Source organism: Halopseudomonas sp. Lyrl_26 (genome assembly GCF_051948695.1).
In the GTDB taxonomy this organism is placed as follows: Bacteria; Pseudomonadota; Gammaproteobacteria; order Pseudomonadales; family Pseudomonadaceae; genus Halopseudomonas; species Halopseudomonas formosensis.
Genome location: NZ_JAYJLH010000005.1, coordinates 107,710 through 127,030, shown reverse-complemented (window position 1 = coordinate 127,030; position 19,321 = coordinate 107,710). Strand labels below are relative to the sequence as shown.

General features: G+C 63.2%; 20 protein-coding genes. 9 read left to right on the top strand and 11 right to left on the bottom strand.

Features of this window, described 5'->3' with window-relative positions; translation table 11 throughout:
- Positions 1-5: 5 nt before the first annotated feature.
- The 3 genes from VF673_RS08825 (at position 6) to VF673_RS08815 (ending at position 2,728) form a co-directional block, all read left to right on the top strand.
- The gene (locus VF673_RS08825) at positions 6-1,217 is read left to right on the top strand and encodes a pyridoxal phosphate-dependent aminotransferase (RefSeq protein ID WP_440291644.1); all 1,212 of its coding nucleotides are present in this window, start codon (positions 6-8) and stop codon (positions 1,215-1,217) included.
- 243 nt (positions 1,218-1,460) lie between these two features.
- Positions 1,461-2,354: a protease HtpX gene (htpX, locus tag VF673_RS08820; protein ID WP_440291643.1), complete on the top strand. Its 894-nt coding sequence runs from the start codon at positions 1,461-1,463 to the stop codon at positions 2,352-2,354.
- A 185-nt stretch (positions 2,355-2,539) separates the two neighbouring features.
- Complete coding sequence (locus VF673_RS08815; RefSeq protein WP_273126634.1) at positions 2,540-2,728, top strand: PA1571 family protein; 189 nt, start codon at positions 2,540-2,542, stop codon at positions 2,726-2,728.
- Here the strand turns inward: VF673_RS08815 and pdxB are convergent.
- Both pdxB and VF673_RS08805 read right to left on the bottom strand, forming a co-directional pair.
- Positions 2,725-3,876, bottom strand: coding sequence for a 4-phosphoerythronate dehydrogenase PdxB (pdxB, locus tag VF673_RS08810; RefSeq protein WP_440291642.1), 1,152 nt, complete (start codon positions 3,874-3,876; stop codon positions 2,725-2,727). The two genes, VF673_RS08815 and pdxB, sit on opposite strands and share 4 nt — an antisense overlap.
- Positions 3,877-3,950: 74 nt before the next feature.
- Positions 3,951-4,487, bottom strand: coding sequence for an elongation factor P hydroxylase (locus tag VF673_RS08805; protein ID WP_440291641.1), 537 nt, complete (start codon positions 4,485-4,487; stop codon positions 3,951-3,953).
- A 65-nt stretch (positions 4,488-4,552) separates the two neighbouring features.
- Here VF673_RS08805 and VF673_RS08800 point away from each other — a divergent pair, with 65 nt between their 5' ends.
- The gene (locus tag VF673_RS08800) at positions 4,553-6,004 is read left to right on the top strand and encodes an MATE family efflux transporter (RefSeq protein ID WP_440291640.1); all 1,452 of its coding nucleotides are present in this window, start codon (positions 4,553-4,555) and stop codon (positions 6,002-6,004) included.
- A 170-nt stretch (positions 6,005-6,174) separates the two neighbouring features.
- Here the strand turns inward: VF673_RS08800 and tusA are convergent, their stop codons facing one another.
- Complete coding sequence (gene tusA, locus VF673_RS08795) at positions 6,175-6,420, bottom strand: sulfurtransferase TusA (RefSeq protein WP_090537516.1); 246 nt, start codon at positions 6,418-6,420, stop codon at positions 6,175-6,177.
- A gap of 104 nt (positions 6,421-6,524) precedes the next feature.
- Positions 6,525-7,601 (bottom strand): 23S rRNA (cytidine(2498)-2'-O)-methyltransferase RlmM, encoded by a 1,077-nt coding sequence (gene rlmM / locus VF673_RS08790; protein ID WP_440291639.1) that lies wholly within the window; start codon positions 7,599-7,601, stop codon positions 6,525-6,527.
- A 132-nt stretch (positions 7,602-7,733) separates the two neighbouring features.
- On the opposite strand from rlmM, the gene VF673_RS08785 reads away from it, so the two are divergent.
- The 3 genes from VF673_RS08785 (at position 7,734) to VF673_RS08775 (ending at position 10,609) form a co-directional block, all read left to right on the top strand.
- Positions 7,734-8,663, top strand: coding sequence for a LysR family transcriptional regulator (locus VF673_RS08785; protein ID WP_440291638.1), 930 nt, complete (start codon positions 7,734-7,736; stop codon positions 8,661-8,663).
- 230 nt (positions 8,664-8,893) lie between these two features.
- Positions 8,894-9,757 (top strand): alpha/beta hydrolase family protein, encoded by an 864-nt coding sequence (locus VF673_RS08780; protein ID WP_090537522.1) that lies wholly within the window; start codon positions 8,894-8,896, stop codon positions 9,755-9,757.
- A 228-nt stretch (positions 9,758-9,985) separates the two neighbouring features.
- Positions 9,986-10,609, top strand: coding sequence for a QsdR family transcriptional regulator (locus VF673_RS08775; protein ID WP_090537524.1), 624 nt, complete (start codon positions 9,986-9,988; stop codon positions 10,607-10,609).
- A gap of 4 nt (positions 10,610-10,613) precedes the next feature.
- Here the strand turns inward: VF673_RS08775 and VF673_RS08770 are convergent, their stop codons facing one another.
- From VF673_RS08770 to VF673_RS08755, 4 genes are all read right to left on the bottom strand, one after another.
- Complete coding sequence (locus VF673_RS08770; RefSeq protein WP_440291637.1) at positions 10,614-12,209, bottom strand: ATP-binding protein; 1,596 nt, start codon at positions 12,207-12,209, stop codon at positions 10,614-10,616.
- Positions 12,206-12,922, bottom strand: a complete 717-nt coding sequence (locus VF673_RS08765) for a response regulator transcription factor (protein WP_090537528.1) — start codon at positions 12,920-12,922, stop codon at positions 12,206-12,208. The genes VF673_RS08770 and VF673_RS08765 overlap by 4 nt, the downstream gene beginning before the upstream one ends.
- 95 nt (positions 12,923-13,017) lie before the next feature.
- Positions 13,018-13,197: a CsbD family protein gene (locus VF673_RS08760; RefSeq protein WP_090537530.1), complete on the bottom strand. Its 180-nt coding sequence runs from the start codon at positions 13,195-13,197 to the stop codon at positions 13,018-13,020.
- A 74-nt stretch (positions 13,198-13,271) separates the two neighbouring features.
- Positions 13,272-13,700 (bottom strand): universal stress protein, encoded by a 429-nt coding sequence (locus VF673_RS08755; RefSeq protein WP_090537532.1) that lies wholly within the window; start codon positions 13,698-13,700, stop codon positions 13,272-13,274.
- A 244-nt stretch (positions 13,701-13,944) separates the two neighbouring features.
- Between VF673_RS08755 and VF673_RS08750 the strand changes: the two genes are divergently transcribed.
- Complete coding sequence (locus VF673_RS08750; RefSeq protein WP_177197789.1) at positions 13,945-14,655, top strand: TorF family putative porin; 711 nt, start codon at positions 13,945-13,947, stop codon at positions 14,653-14,655.
- 36 nt (positions 14,656-14,691) lie between these two features.
- On the opposite strand, the gene dcd is transcribed toward VF673_RS08750, so the two are convergent.
- Together dcd and apbC are read right to left on the bottom strand one after the other, a co-directional pair.
- Positions 14,692-15,258, bottom strand: coding sequence for a dCTP deaminase (gene dcd, locus VF673_RS08745; RefSeq protein ID WP_090537535.1), 567 nt, complete (start codon positions 15,256-15,258; stop codon positions 14,692-14,694).
- 108 nt (positions 15,259-15,366) lie between these two features.
- Positions 15,367-16,458, bottom strand: coding sequence for an iron-sulfur cluster carrier protein ApbC (gene apbC, locus VF673_RS08740; protein ID WP_440291636.1), 1,092 nt, complete (start codon positions 16,456-16,458; stop codon positions 15,367-15,369).
- Positions 16,459-16,753: 295 nt separating this feature from the next.
- On the opposite strand from apbC, the gene VF673_RS08735 reads away from it, so the two are divergent.
- The gene (locus tag VF673_RS08735; protein ID WP_440291635.1) at positions 16,754-18,445 is read left to right on the top strand and encodes a methyl-accepting chemotaxis protein; all 1,692 of its coding nucleotides are present in this window, start codon (positions 16,754-16,756) and stop codon (positions 18,443-18,445) included.
- Here VF673_RS08735 and VF673_RS08730 read toward each other — a convergent pair.
- Positions 18,421-19,074, bottom strand: a complete 654-nt coding sequence (locus VF673_RS08730; protein ID WP_440291634.1) for an alpha/beta family hydrolase — start codon at positions 19,072-19,074, stop codon at positions 18,421-18,423. The genes VF673_RS08735 and VF673_RS08730 overlap by 25 nt on opposite strands.
- Between the last annotated feature and the right edge of the window lie 247 nt (positions 19,075-19,321).

Below are 19,321 nucleotides of genomic sequence, written 5' to 3'. Positions count from 1 at the left end.
GTATCATGCAGGTTAGCAAGTCCAACAAATTGGCCAATGTCTGTTACGACATTCGCGGGCCGGTCCTGCGCCACGCCAAGCGCCTCGAAGAGGAAGGTCACCGGATTCTCAAGCTGAACATCGGCAACCCGGCGCCCTTCGGTTTCGAAGCACCCGAGGAAATCCTCCAGGACGTGATTTTCAACCTGCCCACTGCCCAGGGCTACAGTGATTCCAAGGGGCTGTTTTCGGCGCGCAAGGCGGTGATGCATTACTGCCAGACCAAGCAGTTCCAGGGCGTGGGTATCGAGGATATCTACCTGGGCAACGGCGTCTCCGAGCTGATCGTGATGGCCATGCAGGCGCTGCTGAACAACGGCGACGAGGTGCTGATCCCTGCGCCGGACTATCCGCTGTGGACTGCCGCCGTCAGCCTGTCCGGCGGCAAGCCGGTGCACTACCTGTGTGATGAGCAGTCGGACTGGTACCCGGATATCCAGGACATCCGCAGCAAGATCACCCCCAACACCAAGGCCATGGTGCTGATCAACCCGAACAATCCCACCGGTGCCGTGTATCCGCGCGAGGTACTGGAGCAACTGGCCGAAGTGGCCCGCGAGCACAATCTGCTGGTGCTGGCTGACGAGATCTACGACAAGATCCTGTACGACGGTGTGGAGCACGACTCCTTTGCCGCCGTCGCTCCCGATCTGCTGTGCCTGACCTTCAACGGTCTGTCCAAGTCCTACCGGGTAGCGGGCTTTCGCTCGGGCTGGATGGTCATAAGCGGACCCAAGCAGCGCGCCGCCAGCTATATCGAGGGCTTGGAGATCCTGTCTTCCATGCGTCTGTGCGCCAACGTGCCGGCCCAGCATGCCATCCAGACCGCACTGGGGGGCTATCAGAGCATCAACGACCTGATCCTGCCCGGCGGCCGTCTGCTGGAACAGCGCGATACCGCCTGGGAATTGCTCAACGAAATCCCCGGGGTCAGTTGCGTCAAGCCCAAGGGCGCCCTGTACCTGTTCCCCAAGCTGGACCCCAAGGTCTACCCGATCCACAACGACGAGAAAATGGTGCTGGACCTGCTGCTGCAGGAGAAGATCCTCATCGTCCAGGGCACTGCGTTCAACTGGCCCTGGCCGGACCACTTCCGCATCGTCTCCCTGCCGCGCAAGGATGATCTGGAAATGGCCATCGGGCGGATTGCCAACTTCCTGCGGACCTACAAGCAGTAGGCGCAGGCTGCCCACCCGTTCGCACCGGGGGCGGTGCTCCTACAGAAGGGGCGTGCTCCCGCGGTTCGGAGTCCGCGAAGAGCCGGTGCGCAGGGATTGGGCCCGGTGTCGTTGTGGGAGTCCCCGCCCGGGGGGCGAAGGGGCGCGTGGTAGACACGCTTTGATACAGAGTGGCCATTGAATCCGGCCCACGCAACCCCAACTATAAGCGCAGTTTTCCAGTTCTTTAGGAGTTTCATCTACATGATGCGCATTCTGCTTTTCCTGGCGACCAACCTGGCCGTGGTGCTGGTCGCCAGTATCACCCTGAGCCTGCTGGGCGTGGGCAGTATCCATGACGGTCAGGGCGGGATGAACCTGCAGGCCCTGCTGATCTTCTGTGCGGTGATCGGCTTTGCCGGTTCCTTCATCTCCCTGTTCATGTCCAAGTGGATGGCCAAGCGCAGCACCGGTACCCGGGTGATCACTCAGCCGCAGACCCGTCAGGAGCAGTGGCTGGTGGACACCGTGGCCGAGCTGGCGCGCGATGCCGGTATCGGCATGCCCGAGGTGGGCATCTTCCCCTCCCGGGCGTCCAACGCCTTTGCCACCGGCTGGAACAGGAACGCTGCGCTGGTAGCGGTATCCGAGGGGATGCTGCAACGCTTCAGCCCCAACGAGATCCGCGCGGTCATGGCCCACGAGATCGGCCACGTGGCCAATGGCGACATGGTGACGCTGACCCTGATCCAGGGCGTGGTGAACACCTTCGTCATGTTCTTTGCCCGCATCATCGGCAACTTCGTTGACCGTGCGGTGTTCAAGAACGAGAGCGATGGCCCCGGCATCGGCTACTTCATCGCGACCATCTTTGCCGAACTGGTGCTGGGTATCCTGGCCAGCATCATCGTCATGTGGTTCTCCCGTCAGCGGGAATTCCGCGCCGATGCCGCCGCCGCGCAGCTGACCGGCTCCGGCAACATGATCGCCGCCCTCGAGCGCCTGCGTGCCGAGCAGGGCATCCCGGTGGAAATGCCCGGGGAGATGACCGCCTTCGGCATCAACGGCAACCTGAAGAACGGCCTGGCCGGCCTGCTGATGACCCATCCGCCGCTGGAGCAGCGCATTGCTGCACTGCGTGCCGGCAACTATCGCTGAGCCAGTTTCCATCGGTCTCCGAACCCCCGCGCTGCGGGGGTTTTTCGTTCAAGGACACATGTCTGTGCAACCGCTGGGGATATTTTCTGTAATCCCGCAGTCACAACCCATGTCTATGCTTTACATGGCCAGGCATCGCAGAGTTGCCAACGCCTTACCGATGAGAACTGATTTGGAGAAAATCCATGCGTCAACAGGTACAGCAGAAGCCACGTTTACTGAGTGACAACCTGCCCCGCCCTTCTCTGCAGGCTCGGGGCTATCTGGTGGATGAGCAGGGTCGGGAAATCGCCATCACCGAGCGCATGATCCAGCAGGCCTGCATGGAGCTGGAACAGCAGTGGGTCGCACCGCAATCGCTGAAGGCGGTCTAGCCCCCGAGATCGAACCCTGCCGCCAGCAGTCTCCGGGCCAGTTGCGGCTCGGAAGCGGCGGTCACCACCCGTAACAGGTTGCACTCGCGCCGCAGCGGATATTCCTTGCGCAATCTGTCGAACCCCTCCCGACTCTCCTGCTCATCCTGCACCCTGTTCAACATGGCGCGCAGGCGGGCATCATCATCGCGCACGTCATAGACCAGCCGTAACGCGCGCGTCAGCGCCCAATCCGGCGGTGTTCCCGGCTCCAGCTGCCATTGTCCGGCGCCGCTGCGGGGCGCCAGCTGCTCCAGAGCCAGGCTGGCCGGCCGGTCGAGGAAGCGGCACAGGGCCTGGTAGATCTGAGCGGTGCCACGCAGCTTGCCGTCCAGGCTGTAGCCGGCAATATGCGGGGTAGCCAAGCGGCAGCGGGCGGCGAGCGCCGGATCCACCAGAGGTTCGGTTTCCCATACATCGAGCGCCACCAGCAGGTCGGGACGCTGCCCGAGCACGGCACTCAGCGCCTGATTGTCGATCACCGGGCCGCGGCTGCTGTTGATCAGCCAGGTCCCCGGCCGCAGCCTCTCCAGACGCCGGCCATCAAGCAGGTGCCAGGTCGGATGCGGACCCTCGCGGGTAAGCGGAACGTGGCAACTGATGACATCACTGTGCGCTATCAGCTCATCCAGCTCGATCACCCCCTCTCGACCCTGCTCGGCCAGGGGTGGATCACACAGCAGGGTCTTGCCCCCGAGCGCCTGCAGCACCGCGGCCAGCCTGCCGCCGACCTCGCCTACGCCGATGATGCCGACCGTCCTGTCCTGCCAGGGCGTGGCCGACTGCTCGGCGAAGGTCAGCAGGCAGCTCAGCACGTATTCCACCACGCCCCGGGCGTTGCAGCCGGGCGCACTGGCCACCTCGATCCCCGCCGCCGCAAGACCGGGCAGATCCAGATGGTCGGTGCCTATGGTGCAGGTACCGACGAAACGTACCGGCGTACCCGCCAGCATCGCCGCGCTGACCCGGGTCACCGAACGTACCAGCAGCACATCGGCATCCCCCAGGGCGGTCTGGTCGATCAATCGCCCGGGCAGGCGGGTGAGGCGGCCGAACTCACCGAAGAACTCGTCGAGCAGCGGTATGTTTTCATCGGCAACGATGTGCATGGCGATCCCCCTGGCAGTGTTGGGTTCATTGTTGAGGGCGCTGGCGATTCTGTCCACCTGCGCCGGGCCGCAGCTCAGAGCCGATCCAGAGTGAAGGCAGCCGGGTCCAGGCCACCGTCCGGCCGGTAATGGTTGAGCAGTGCATCAATGAAGCAGGCGGGGCGCTCGGGAATGCCCTCGCGTAGATAGGTCTGCACCTGCTCCACCACCCGGCGCTTGAAGGGAGCGGGGTCGGTGGTCTCGCCACTGAGGTTGTCCAGACTGACGCAGAAGGCATGGTCGGCCGCCGCGCAGAACAGCCATTCCAGCGCCTGCGGCTTGACCTCCACCTGTTCGAAGGCGGCCTGCTGCTCGGCCGTTCGACCATCCGGCGCATACCAGTAACCGAAATCCACCCGTTTCCGACGCTCGGCGCCTGCCACACACCAGTGGGCAATCTCGTGCAACGCGCTGCGGAAGTAATCACGGGTGAAAACGATACGGTGCATCGGATTTTCCCCGTCGGCCGGCAGGTAGATGGGCTCGGCGCCCCCGCCCACCAGCCGGGTGTTGTAGCGGTCGGCAAAGCAATGTTGGAACAGCTGAACCAGATCCTGGCTATCGTGCTTCATTGGGCAGGTAGACAATTAACGGCAAATTGATAGGATGGGTCGCTTTTCCCTCAGAAGTACTCTCCATGACAAGCAGCGAAATCCCCACCCGGTGGCGGCGCAGTGTAACAGAATTGCGGGCGCTGATCTGGCTCGCGCTGCCCATTCTCGCCGCCCAGCTGTCCCACACCCTGCTGGGCTTCGTGGATACGGCCATGGCCGGCCGTGTCAGTGCCGTCGATCTGGCCGCGGTGGCCCTGGGCAATTCCTTTTGGGTGCCGACCTTCCTGTTCATCACCGGGGTGCTGCTGATCATCACCTCCAAGGTAGCGGCCCTCAACGGGGCGGGACGTCTCGAACAGACCGGCGCACTGATGCGCCAGGCCGCCTGGCTCGGACTGGCACTGGGCAGCCTCGCCGGTCTGTTGCTGTGCGCGGTGGAGCCCGTGTTGCATTGGGCAGGCGTCGATCCGGCGCTGATCCCCAAGAGTGTGGGTTATATCCGTGCAGTAGCCCTGGGCTTCCCCGCCATCGGCCTCTATCAGGCCCTGCGCGGCATGACCGATGGGCTGTCCCGCACCAAACCGGCGATGGTCATAGGTTTTCTCGGTCTGATTCTCAATGTGCCGGCCAACTACGTGCTGGTCTACGGCAAGCTGGGTCTGCCCGCCATGGGTGGTGTCGGCTGTGGTGTGGCCACCACTCTGGTCATGTGGTTCATGCTGGCCTGCATGGTCCTCCACCTGAAACGCGCCAGCCTGTACCGGGCCTGTGGTCTGTTCGAGCGATTCGAGTGGCCGAACTGGCCGGTGCAGCGGAGCCTGCTTGGTCTGGGTCTGCCGATCGGCATCTCCCTGTTCGCCGAGACCAGCATGTTCGCCCTCATCGCTGTGCTCATCGGCAGCCTGGGCGCTGTGGTGGTGGCCAGCCATCAGGTCACCCTGAGCCTGAGCTCCCTGGTATTCATGGTGCCCTTCAGCCTGGGCTTGGCGATCACCGTCCGGGTCGGCCACAATCTCGGCATGCATGGTGCCAGGACGGCCCTGTTCTCCGCCAAGGTGGGCATTGCCGTGGCCCTGTTCTGTGCCACGGTGTCGGCCACCGCCCTGCTCCTGCTGGCCGAGCAGCTGCCGCATATCTACACCCGCGACCCGGCTGTTCTGTCGCTGTCTTCCAGCCTGCTGGCCTACGCGGCGCTCTATCAGTTTTCAGACTCGATCCAGGTGGCCTGCGCCGGTGCCCTGCGGGGCTATCAGGACACCCGGGTGCCCATGTTGCTGACCATGATTGCCTACTGGCTGATCGGGCTGCCCAGCGGGTATGTGCTGGGGCTGACCGACCTGCTTGGCGCGCCCCGGGGCCCGGCGGGGTTCTGGCAGGGTCTGATCCTCGGCCTGACTGCTGCGGCGGTGTTTCTCTCGCTGCGCCTGGCAGTGATCGGCGGGCGCTGCAAGCGGGTGCTCGGCGCTCCCATGGGATTGCCGGCGGGTACGCAGCACCCTCTCCCCGGCCCCCTCCCGCAAAGCAAGCAGGACTGAGTCGCCGATATCGCGTCTATCGCCGGGCGCCTCCCCCGGCGAACGAGTGGCTGTCCGGTTCGCGCCGAGGGCGACGCTCCCACAAAATCCATCCGACCCATTGAGCAGCCGCCGTCCCGGGCCCGCGTCGGCGGTATCGTCACCGCAAAAAAGCTTTCTGACTCAGCGGATCACCCGGCCTTGCGGATCAGGTAATGGAACTCGCCATCCAGTTCCTGCTGGCGCAGCAGCTGGTGACCGAGGAAACTGCAGAAGCGCGGAATATCCCGCTGGGTGGAGGGATCGGTGGCCAGCACCTCGAGACACTGGCCGACTTCCAGATCCCGCACGGCGTTGTGCAGCATCATGACCGGCTCCGGGCAGAACAGGCCGCGGGCGTCGAGCTGGGCATCGGGGGTAGGCAGGGTGTCGGACATGTACTGGGGATTTCCTGTATTGCGGAGCCGGGATTATCGGTAAATCCCGAAAGGGATGCCAGCGGGATGGACGAGCTGCTGCCCGTCCACTCGGAGACGCGTCGCTACTGCACCTTGTAGCTCCCCGCATGCAGCACGCGGACGTGGCAGGTCACTTCCTCCCGGTCGGTATACAGCTGCTTGCAGGCGATGCTGGCGCGGATGTCGGCGGCATCCAGTGCATCCTGCACGTGCGCCAGACACTGCATGACCTCCCGGTAACGCTGCTTCATCGGCAACTTGAAGTTGATGATCGCCTCCCGGCACCAGCCCCGGGTCAGCCAGCGCGCCAGCAACGCGCTGCTGCGGGCCGGCTTGTCGACAATGTCGCAGACCATCCACTGCACCGGCCGCGCCGGCTTGAACAGGTAACCATCCGCCTGCACATGCTCGACCTGCCCGCTGTCCATCAGGCTGCGAGCCATGGGACCGTTGTCCACCGCAGTGACCTTCATGTGCCGATTGACCAGCTGCCAGGTCCAGCCGCCCGGCGCCGCGCCGAGGTCGACGGCGGTCATGCCGGGTGCCAGGCGGCTGTCCCACTCCTCCCGGGGGATGAAGTGGTGCCAGGCCTCCTCCAATTTCAGTGTCGAGCGGCTGGGTGCTTCCCGGGGAAACTTGAGCCGAGGGATACCCATGGGCCAGGCGGCGGCGTTGTCCGCCCAGGACCAGCCGACGAAGATCCGCTGGCCGCTTTCCAGGAACACGTGCAGACGCGGCGCATCGACCTGCTTGGGTCGCACGAAGCGGGTCTTGAGCAGGGCACTCTCCAATGGCCGCTCAAGCTTGCGGATCAGCGCGGCCAGGGCCTTGCCATCATTGGTGTCGGCAGTTTCCAGCCAGAGTCTGGAAGCAATGGGACCGCTGGCGCAGGCGGTGATGATCGGCGAGATACGGTCCTCGGTGGATACGTCCAGCCAGCTGCCCAGGGCCCACTGACGGGCAAAGATCAGCTCGCGGAAATCTATCGCCCCCATCAGCCGTTCGGCGTCACCGGCGGCGGGGCAGACGAAGCGCACCACAGCGGCACCATCGCGGGTGACGACGTAGCCATTGACGCCCCGCTCCGCGGCCAGTGTCTGTATTTCCGTGGCGGCTTCACCTTCGAAACCCGGACGGCAATGCAATAGCAGTTCCAGCATGTTCACCCCCTGCGTGACAAGGGCGCTACTCTAACGCCGCCATGCGGCTGACACCAGCACCCTTGGTAACTGAAACAGACTCACCGACCATCGTGTTAAACTTCAATCCCACTCATATACAAGGACACCGTCATGCTCGAGCTCCGTCATCTGCGCACTCTGGTTACCCTGCGTGAGGCGGACAGCCTGGTGGAAGCCTCCGAGCGCCTGCACCTGACCCAGTCCGCGCTGTCCCACCAGCTCAAGGATCTGGAGCAGCGCCTGGGTGCTCCGCTGTTCCTGCGCAAGACCCGACCGGTGCAGTTCACCAGCGCCGGCCTGAGGCTGCTGCGGCTGGCCGACAATGTGCTGCCGCAGATCCGCCAGGCGGAACGGGATCTGCAACGACTCGCTGGGGGCCAGGCTGGACGACTGCACATGGCCATCGAGTGCCACAGCTGTTTCCAGTGGCTGATGCCGACCATAGACCAGTTCCGCAATGTGTGGCCGGAGGTGGAGGTGGATTTTGCCTCCGGGCACTTCTTCGCGCCCCTGCCCGCGCTGGCCCGCGGTGAGCTGGACCTGGTCATTACCTCCGACCCACAGGACATCAGCGGCCTGACCTATGTCCCGCTGTTCACCTACGAGGCCGTACTGGCCATCAGCAACCAGCACCCGCTGGGCAGCCGCAACTTTGTCGAGCCCGGGGACCTGGCCGGGGAAACCCTCATCTGCTATCCGGTCGAACGTGACCGGCTGGATATCTTCAGCCGCTTTCTCGATCCCGCCGGCATAGAGCCGGCCGCCGTGCGCAATGCCGAGCTCACCATCATGATGATGCAGCTGGTAGCCTCGGGTCGGGGGGTCTGCTGCCTGCCGAACTGGGCCATCACCGAATATCTGCAGCGCGGCTATGTCAGCGCCCGCCGTCTGGGACGTGATGGCCTGTTCGGTACCCTGTATGCCGCAATCCGGGAGGACATGCTGGAGATGCCCTACATGCAGGACTTCCTGCTCACGGCCAAGGACATCTCCTTCGCCACCCTCGAAGGGGTGAGTGCCCGTTCGCCGGCACAAGGCTGAGTCAGGGGTGATGCCTGAGGGGTTTCTCGTCTCACATATGGCACTATGACAGCAAACGACACTAATTTATGTGACACCCTTCACATACAGATATGTCTCGAAAACCACCCTTATAGGCGAGTGTCTCGCATAAAAAATCTGTTCAGGATCTGTCTCACCCTGGCGCTGTAGCGGTGGGTCTGCTGCCGGGGGCTATCCCTACAAGATAAACAAGAAGAGAGATCCCACAGATGAAAGCACCTGCAATCAAGCTGACCGGCATTGCCATGGGTATGCTGCTGTCTGCCAGCGCCCTTGCCGTCAACCCCGGCAACCCGGACCCGGGCACACCGCCAGGCACCGGCTTCCCGGCGGTATCCGATTTCGCCGCCAGCGGCCCCTTCTCGGTCACCAACAGCAACGTCAACACCACCTGCGCGGTCTATCGGCCCCGCACCCTGGGCGAGAATGGCCTCAAGCATCCGATCATTCTCTGGGGCAATGGCACCGGTGGCTCGCCGAGCACCTACGGCCGGTTGCTGGAACACTGGGCCAGCCACGGTTTCGTGGTCGCCGCCGCACGAACCTCCAACGCCGGCACCGGCGAGGAAATGATCTCCTGCCTGAACTACCTGATCACCGAAAACGGGCGCAGCACCGGCACCTTCGCCGGCAAGCTGGACGTCAACCGCGTCGCCACTGCCGGGCACTCGCAGGGTGGCGGCGGCAGCATCATGGCCGGCCAGGACAGTCGGGTGACCGTCTCCGCTCCCTTCCAGCCCTATACCCTGGGCTTGGGGCATGACCGCTCCTCGCAGCGCAACCAGAGCGGCCCCATGTTCCTGATGACCGGTGGCAGCGACACCATCGCCTCGCCGACGCTCAACGCCCTGCCGGTCTACAACAACGCCAACGTTCCGGTGTTCTGGGGCGAGCTGCGCGGTGCCGGGCATTTCGAGCCCGTGGGTAATGCCGGTGGCTACCGGGGCCCTTCGACTGCCTGGCTGCGTTATCACCTGATGGAAGACCAGAACGCCGAAAGCACCTTCTATGGCAGCAATTGCGGTCTGTGCTCTGACAGGAACTGGGACGTTCGCCGCAAAGGCATCAACTAGACGCCTGCGCGTGTCTGAAAAGGGCCGACTGCTCCCGGGCAGTCGGCCCTTTTGCGTTCGGCTGAAGGCATTGCTTCACCGCTTCGCTGTTTACAATTCTGACTCACTGATTAAACTGCCGCAGTGACCGTACAGTCGTTGTCGCCCTTGCCAATGCACGGGACACTTTCCACCTCGGTATCATTTCGCTACTATGCCATGAGAAAACAATATTGAAGGCCTAATCAGATGAGTACTCAACAAACCCCCCTGTCCATGGCCCTGTCCAAAAGCAAGGCCGAGGAGCGCGCCACTCCGCTCACCGCCTTTCGCATGGCACGCCGTTGGTGGCTCGAAGGTCGCCGACTGAATCTGTCGCTGCTGGCAGAGGAACTGGGCATCGGCCGTGCCACGCTGATGCGATGGGTAGGCAACAAGGATCTGTTGATGGGGGAGATTCTCTGGTCGCTGTACAAGGGAATCTACGATCAGGCGATAGAGAAGGCCCGGCAGGATCACCCTGAGCGCGGCATCGACTTTCTCGGGCAGATCTACAACGACGTCAACGTCGCTCTGATCAATGCCAGGCCCATGCACGACTTCCTCGCCGCCGAACCCCAGTGGGGGCTGCAACTGCTGACCTCCAACGTGTCGGGTCTGCAGCAGCGGCTGATCGATGAATGGGAAGCCCTGTTCAACGAGGAGATCAAGGCCGGTCGCATCAATCCGGAGATGGATGCCAACAGTCTGGCCTACTACATCATCCGTATCGGTGAGGGCGCCATCTACTGCGACCTGATCTGTGGTCGCACGCCGGAACCAGAGCGGGCTGCTCAGGCCTTCCGCCTGCTGGTCAACGGCCACAGCCGCTGACCGATCAGCGCCGCCGCAAAGGCCACTCGATGACGAAGCAGGCCCCGCCCAGGGCCTGCGAGTCCTCGATCCGGGCCCGACCACTGTGCCAGAACATGATCCGCCGTACGATCGACAACCCCAGCCCATACCCCCCCGAGGCCCGCGTCCGACTCATGTCCATGCGCATGAAGGGCGTGAACACCTTTTCCCGATAAGCTTCGGGGATACCCGGCCCGTCGTCCTCCACCGATACCCGACACATGCCGTGCTGCACCCGGGTGGTCACCCGCACCTGGCTTTCGGCATGCCGCATGGCATTGCTGATGAGGTTGGTGAGAGCCCGCTGCAGGTACCTCGGCTCGGCGTCTACATGCCGCCCGAGCCCCCAGGACTGGTCCACGTGCTCAAGTGCGATCCTCGCATTGAGGGGAGCCAGTTCGCCGATCACCTGCTCCACCATGCGCGGAACATTGGTGCCCTTCATGATGATGGCTGGCGCGCCCTGCTCGAGTCGTGCATAGGTGAGGATCTCGTCCACCAGTCGATCCAGTTCGGTGAGATCACCATCCATACCCTCGATAAAGCGCTTTCTGTCCGCAGGTGACGCTGCTGTTTCCAGCATCTCCAGCCCGAAGCGCAGGCGGGCCACGGGCGTGCGCAACTCATGGGATACCGCGCCCAGGGTCTCACGCTGGATGCGCATCAGGCGCTGCAGGTGCCCGGCCATCTCGTTGAATGCCCGCGCCAGCCGCCCCACCGAGTCCTGGCTGTCGATACCCACCCGGTAATCCAGATTACCGTTACTGATATTCACTGCGGCGGCCTCAAGGGTTCGCAAACGCTGCTCCAGCTGATGAACCAGCAGATAGATCAGCATGCCGATCAGCATCAGTGCCAGCAGGCCTACCGCCAGCAGCAGCTGGGGTGGATACAGGCTCATCTGGTACAGGGGGCCGAGCTGCAGTATCCACTCGGTGCCGGGAATCTTCAGATACAGCAGAATGGAATCGCCATCCGGTCCCAACGCCATGACCGTATCGCTCTCATCCAGCCGGCGCAGCTGGTCCTGATCCAGCCCCGACTCGCGGACCTGCATCAGCTGCAGCGGGTAGCCGAACCCCTTCTCGCGACGCAGCTGCTGCAATCTGGCTGGCATGTCGGCGGCCGGATAGCGCACCAGCTCGTCGGAGATCAGGAACAGGGTGGCCCGCCCGAGCTGTTCGGAGACGCGCTGGATGTCGGCCACCAGCACTGCCTCGCTGCGCGGGTCCACCAGGGCCATGACCCGCACTTCATCCGGCTCGGTGGGCCTGACCAGAACGGCCCCCTGCAGCAGGCGGGACCAGCTCGAGGAGTCCAGTTGTAGCGCCCCCAGTTCGTGAATCTCCAGAGGTACGCCCAGCAGGCGCTGCCAGACATTCATTACCTGGCGCCGCTCGGAGACTTCCATCGGTCGCAGGTTGTCGGCCATCAGGCGGAAGGTCCCGCTGGCGATACGCTCCCGGTAGTCCTCGGCGCGTATGCCGTTGATCTGCTGAATGACCAGCAGCGCACCCAGCAGCACGGCGATCAGCACCAGCAGCATGCCGCCATAGATGCGCAGAAATATCGAGTTCACGCGTCGTCCTGCTCGGGCGCGACGAACAGATAGCCCTTGCTGCGTACGGTCTTGATCAGCCGCGGCATGTCCGGGTCATCGCCGATCTTGGGCCGGATTCGGGAAATGCGTACGTCGATGGAACGGTCCTGGCCGTCGTATTCGATACCGCGCAGGGCAACGAAGGTTTCCTCGCGACTGAGAATCCGTCCGGCATTGCTGGCCAGCAGCCAGAGCAGATCGAATTCGGCCCCGGTCAGGTCGATGAGCTGACCGCTGAGCCAGGCCTCGCGGCGGCTGTTGTCGATCACCAGGTCGCCGAAGGTGAGGCGCGTCGCCGGTCGTTCGCTGCTGTCGCTCTCCACGCGCCGCAACAGGGCGCGTATCCGCGCCAGCAGCACCTGGGGGCGTACCGGCTTGTTGACGAAATCGTCCGCCCCCAGCTCCAGTCCGCGAATGTGATCCTGATCGTCGCTGCGGGCGGTGAGCATCAGGATCGGCCGGCTGAAACCCGCCTCGCGCAACTTGCGGCAGACCGACAATCCGTCCACGCCGGGGAGCATGAGGTCCAGCACCACCAGTGCCGGGGGGTTGGCCAGAATGGTGCCGACCGCACGGCTGCCATCTTCGATGAGTTCGACATCCAGGTCCTGAGACCGCAGGAACTCACCGATCAGTGCCGCCAGTTTGGCATCGTCTTCGACAATGACTATACGTTCTTTCTCTGCGTGCATTCCGTTACCCATGGGTTACAGCCGGAGGTGAACGCGGATTGTATCACTGCCATAAAAAAAGGCCGGCTGAACGCCGGCCTTTTGTTACCCCTGGATCAGGCTTTGTCTATCCGATCCTTGAGGCTGTCCTTTACCTTGCCCTTCACCTGCTGGGCTTCACCCTTGCGCTCCTGCATACGCCCTTCGGCGCGGGTGCTGGGTTTGCTGCTTGCCTGTTTGACTCGACCGGCAACTTCGTTGGCCTTGCCTTTCACCTTGTCTTTGGTGCTGCTCATGATTCTGCCTCCTCTTTGTCGGTTGCAGAAAATCTGACCAGGCGAGGCGCGAAATGTTGCATTTATTCAGCGGATCACTTCACCAGCAGCACCGGTACTGGCACATCGTGCACCACGCGGGTAGCCACCGAGCCCATCACCAGATTGCCCAGGCTGCCCATGCCGCGGGTACCCATGACCACGGTGTTGCAGCCGAGCCGCTTGACCGCCGCTACCACCTCGGTCACCACGTCGCCCACCGCCACATGGCTCTGGTGACTGATGCCGGCCTGCTCGAGCAGCAGCGCGGCTTCCCGGTTGACCTTCTCCGCGTGTTGTATGGCCCCCTTGCGCAGATCATCCAGCATGCTGGCGGGCACATAGTTGCCATACAGATTCGGTTCCCGCTGAACGTTCAGCAGATGCACCTGAATGTCCGGATAGACCTTGGAAAAGTCGACCAGATACTGCACTGCCCGCTTGGCCGACGCCGACCCATCGAATGGAACCAGTACGTTGTGCATAGCCACTCCCTTATGTTCGTTGAGGTTCGTATTGAGCATAGCCCTTAACCGCCCCGGCTGCATTTGACCTGCATCAATACAGTGCACCGCCCGAGCGAAGCGCGAACCGAGCGCACCGGAAACAGGCACGGGTTTTCGCCCCTGACCGCATTTGCACCTTCAACCAATTGAATATAAAGGACTTTCAGACTTGGCAAGCTGTATGCATAGGGTATTGTGCCAACCAACAGAATGGAGTCACCCCATGAAGAAATCGTTTCTGATCCCCGCTGCCTGCGGCCTCGCTCTGTGCGCTCAGACTCAGGCCGAGTCCTTCGATACAGCCATCGGCACGATAGAAACCAGCATGAACGTGACCCTCGCCACCGACTACATCTGGCGGGGTCAATCGCAGACCGATGGTGCCGGCGCCATCCAGGGCGGTCTGGATATCGCCCACGAGAGCGGTCTGTACATCGGCACCTGGGCCTCGAACGTGGATTCGGAGGACTTCGGCGGGTCGAGTGTCGAGGTCGACTACTACGTCGGTTTCGGCAATGCCATCACCGACGATCTGAGCTACGACCTGCAATGGGCGACCTATACCTACCCGAAAAACAGCGACGCGACTGTCGAGGAGCTGCTGGCCAGCCTCAGCTACAAGGCGCTGACCGTGGGCGCCAAGTACGCCTATGATCCGGGTGTGGGCCTGTACACCTACATCGACTACGGCTTCGACCTGCCGCTGGAGATGGTTCTGGGCCTGCACTACGGCCTGACCGATACCAAGGATCCGCTGGATGGCGTGAGCGGGGATGAAAAGTACGCTGACTGGGCGGTGACCCTGAGCAAGACCGTGCTGGGTCTCGACCTGGCCCTGATGTACAGCGATACCGATCTGGGCAGCGACTGCCCCTACCAGAGCCGCAGTTCCTGCGACTCCAATGTGACCTTCTCGGTATCCCGCTCGTTCTGATCAGCCGGCCGTACCCGCCCGGGTACGGCCTGATCATCAGGCCCGCGGCAGGGTGACGCCGCGCTGGCCCTGATACTTGCCACCCCGATCCTTGTACGACACCTCGCACTGCTCGTCGGATTCGAAGAACAGCATCTGTGCCACACCCTCGTTGGCGTAGATCTTGGCCGGCAGCGTGGTGGTGTTGGAGAACTCCAGGGTCACATGGCCTTCCCACTCCGGTTCCAGCGGGGTGACGTTGACAATGATACCGCAGCGGGCGTAGGTGCTCTTGCCCAGGCAGATGGTCAGCACATTGCGCGGGATGCGGAAATATTCCACCGTGCGCGCCAGGGCGAAGGAGTTCGGCGGAATGATGCAGACGTCGCTCTTGACGTCGACGAAGCTCTTCTCGTCGAAGTGCTTGGGATCCACGGTGGCCGAGTGGATGTTGGTGAACACCTTGAACTCGTCAGCACAGCGCACATCGTAGCCGTAGCTGGATACCCCGTAGGAAATTACCCGCTGGTTCTCGCTGCCACGTATCTGGCGCTCGACAAAGGGTTCGATCATGCCGTGATCCTGCGACATCTGACGTATCCAGCGGTCCGATTTGATAGCCATGGGTGAATCCTGATCCAGGGGGTTGAAAAAGACCCAGCATATTACCGGTTATTGGCGTCACACTGAAGCCTCGGCGCAGCCGGAGCACGCCGAGACGGCCGCAGGCTCTCAGTCGTCACTGATGCTGATGACAGGTGCAGCCCCACCAGCGGCGAGCGCGCTGACCCGGGCAGCCACATGCCGGGCCATGTCCTGATACAGCAGACTGAGCTGGGATTCCGGCTCGGCGATCACCGTCGGCCTGCCGCCGTCGGCCTGCTCCCGGATGGTCAGGGACAGCGGCATGGAACCCAGCAGCTCGACACCGTACTCGTCGGCCAGACGTACACCGCCACCCTCGCCGAACAGGTGCTCGGCATGCCCGCAGTTGGAGCAGATATGCACGGCCATGTTCTCCACCACGCCGAGTACGGGGATGTTGACCTTGCGGAACATCTCGATACCCTTGCGGGCGTCGAGCAGGGCAATGTCCTGGGGTGTGGTCACTATCACCGAGCCGGTCACCGGCGCCTTCTGCGCCAGGGTCAGCTGCAGGTCCCCGGTGCCGGGGGGCATGTCGACAATCAGGTAGTCCAGATCATCCCAGGCGGTCTGGGTCAGCAGCTGCAGCAACGCGCCGGAGGCCATGGGACCACGCCAGGCCATGGGCGTCTTGTCATCGGCGAGAAAGGCCATGGTCATGACCTGGACCCCGTGGGCACGGGGTGGCACAAACCACTTCTCTTCCTTGACGCCGGGCCGGGTGCCCGCCGGCACGCCCAGCATCAATCCCATGCTGGGACCATAGATGTCCGCATCCAGCACCCCGACCCGGGCGCCCTCCCCGGCCAGCGCCAGCGCCAGATTGACCGAGGTGGTGGATTTGCCCACACCACCCTTGCCCGAGGCAACGGCAATGATGTTCTTCACATTGGCCAGCCCGGGAATATTGCCCTGGGTCGGTGCCGAGCGGACTTCCCAATCCACCTGCACCCTGGCCGACTCTACACCCGGTACGTTTTCCAGGGCCACGGTCAGCATCTGACCGATACCACCGACGATCCGGCCCGCAGCGTAGTTCAGCCGCAGGGAGACGCTCACCCGGTCGCCATCGATATCCAGCGACCGCAGGCAACCTGCGGTCAGCAGATCGGTCTTCAGATAAGGGTCCTGATAACTGCTAAGTGCCTGCTCGATGGCAGTGCGGTCGATCGGATTCATATAAAGGCACATCCAAGATTGCTAGGAACCCCACCATGCTACTGCCTCGCCCATCCAATGGCCACGCCCGACCCGCGACGGGTAAGCACACAGCCGTTGCAGGGGCACCCTGATGTCCCACCCATGAGCCACCATGACTCGATTGATACAGCAGCATTCGTAATGGCAATCTGATGCAAAAGTGTATTGCACTGCGACATCATGCCCTTCAGTCTGCAAAGGTGTTGCCGATAAGAATTCGGACATCCCCAGCAATGGATAACAACAGGGATTCACACCCTTATCCGAGGAAGCCATGCAGAACATAACAATCACCCAGAACCAAATGGCCGCAGCTCCGCAGCGTCACTGGGGCCAGCATCGTCTGCTGCTTGCGCTTGTCATCATTGCCCTGAGCGCCCTGCTCGCCTGGCATGCCGAACTCGGGCTGCGCCTGGTGGCGCTGGCCCTGGGCGCAGGAGCGCTTGTGCTTCTGCACGACCAACCCGGTCAGCTCGAACCACGCGGGCGGGCGGGCTTCACCCAGATCGATTCCGTGCAGCTGGACCTGTCACCGGCGGCAGCCGAGGAGACCCGGGATACCGCCTTTGCCGCCTTCAGCGAGCGCCTGCGGGATATGCTGCTCGGCCTGCAGCAGCACAACCTGCGCATTGCCCTGGACTCGGCCAAGAACCGCGTGCTGGCCGAGCGCACAGCCAGCGCCGCTCGCACCCAGGAGGACCTGTCGGAACTGATATTTCAGGCGAGCGAGCAGACCAGCAGCGCCTTGCAGGATATCAGTGCGCGCACCAGCAATATCTCTGCCATGACCTCACGCAACCTGGACGCCGCCCGCGCCTCGCAGATTCAGCTGACCCAGGCCTGCCGGCACATGGAGCAGATCAGCGGCGTCATGAATGGTTTCCAGGGCAGCATGGAGGCACTGGAGGCCACCTCGGGGGAGATCCGCAAGATTCTCGGTACGGTGCAGAACTTTTCCGCACAGACCAACATGCTGGCCCTGAATGCCGCGATCGAGGCGGCCCGAGCCGGTGAGCAGGGCCGCGGCTTCGCCGTGGTGGCCGATGAGGTACGCAGCCTGTCGATTCAGGTGGGTGCTGCCGCTGATCAGATTGGCGAGCTGATGGAGCAGATGTTCGGCGCCGTGAGCGGTGCCGAACAGCAGGCCCGCGAGATGCAGCAGCAGTCCGGGGAAGCGGGTGAGGCGGTGCGCAATGCGGCGGATCAGTTCGGCCAGATGGTCGGCGACTTCCAGCAGTGCAACGACGACCTGCTGATGGTCAGCAGTGCCCTGGAGGAGCTGGCGGTGGGTAACCAGGAGACCCATCAGCACAGTATCGCCATTCGCGACAGCAGCCGCAGTATCAGCGCCAACATGGAACAGAATTTCGTACTGGCCGACCGCCAGCGCGATGACAGCAACCTGGTCCTGCAGACCCTCAGCCTGTTCCGCCTGGGCAATGGCCAGCTGGAAGCGGTCACTGACCGGCTGATGGGGCATCGAGCGGAAATCGAGCAGGAACTGGCGGCCCTGCAGGCCAGCGGCGTGGACATCTTCGACCGCCGCTACAAGCCGATCCCGGGGACCAACCCACCCAAGCACGATGTCAGCTGGGCGGACGCCGCACGCGCGCGCATCCAGCCGCTGCTGGACAAGTGGGATAATCAGGGGCGCGACGGCATCCTTTATATAGTGCCGGTGGATGACCACGGTTACATGGCGGTCAGTCGCAGTGCCGCCTCCCAGCCGGAAACCGGTGATCCCCGCGTGGATGCGGTAAAGAGCAACTTCAAGCGCTTCGTGGTGCCCAGCAAGATAGAGCTGGAGAACCTCAACAAGTGCAAGTACGTCAGCCTCGGCACCTTCGTGCTGCCCGGTACCGATACCGTCATCTTCGTGCAGTTCGTGCCGCTGGTGGTCAACGGCCGTCACTGGGGCAGCCTGAGCGCGGGCCTTCTGCCTCAGGCGCTGATGCAGTCGAGCTGATCCCGGATGAAGTCGGCGACCCGCAGGGCAGCCTGATCGATCAGCTGCTGCTGGGTCAGCCCGCTGCGTCTGAGCGGCTTGAAGTCATGGTCGCCGCTCTCCAGCCAGTGCACCCGGATCCGGGCAGACAGCGCATAGCCGTCGACCTCCTCGGGACGACCGAAGGGATCACGGGTGCCCTGAAGAATCAGCGCGGGCGTCGCCAGCTGTTCAAGGTGCGCGGTGCGGGTCCGCTCCGGTTTGCCCGGTGGGTGGAAGGGATAACCGAAGCAGACCAGCCCGGCGGGTTGCACCTCGTCAGCCAGCAGACTGGCGACCCGCCCTCCCATCGACTTGCCGCCGATGAACAGCGGCGCGCAGACGTCGGGCCGTTCAGTCAGGTACGCCCGATAACTGTCCAACAGTACCGGCATGCGGTCCGGCGGCCGGCGGGTCCCCGAGGCACGGCGCTCGGCCATGTACGGGAACTCGAAACGCAGTACCGCCAGCCCCTGTCTCGCCAGCGCCTGGCTGAGCAGATTCATGAAGTCGCTGTCCATGGGTGCGCCGGCGCCATGGGCCAGCATCAGCTGCGCCAGCGGCTTGCCTGGTGGTCGCGTTTCCAGTAGCCTCAGCCCGTCTGCCGTCATTGCTTCCTCTGTAATCAATCGGTTAGCACCTGTTGCGCGGAAGTGGATCAGCACCAGTGTCGCACCGCCTTGATCCAGAGCAACTGCGACATCATGCCACAGCCACCTCGGGAACCTACCCTTCACAGCGCTGCCGCGGAGGCTTATCCTTGCGTGCACCGGTAATCCGGCCTGCGGAGGCCATACGGAACCAAGCCGCGGAGCTGTTGTTGCCAGCGCATACAAACCGGCGCAACCTTTCCCAGTA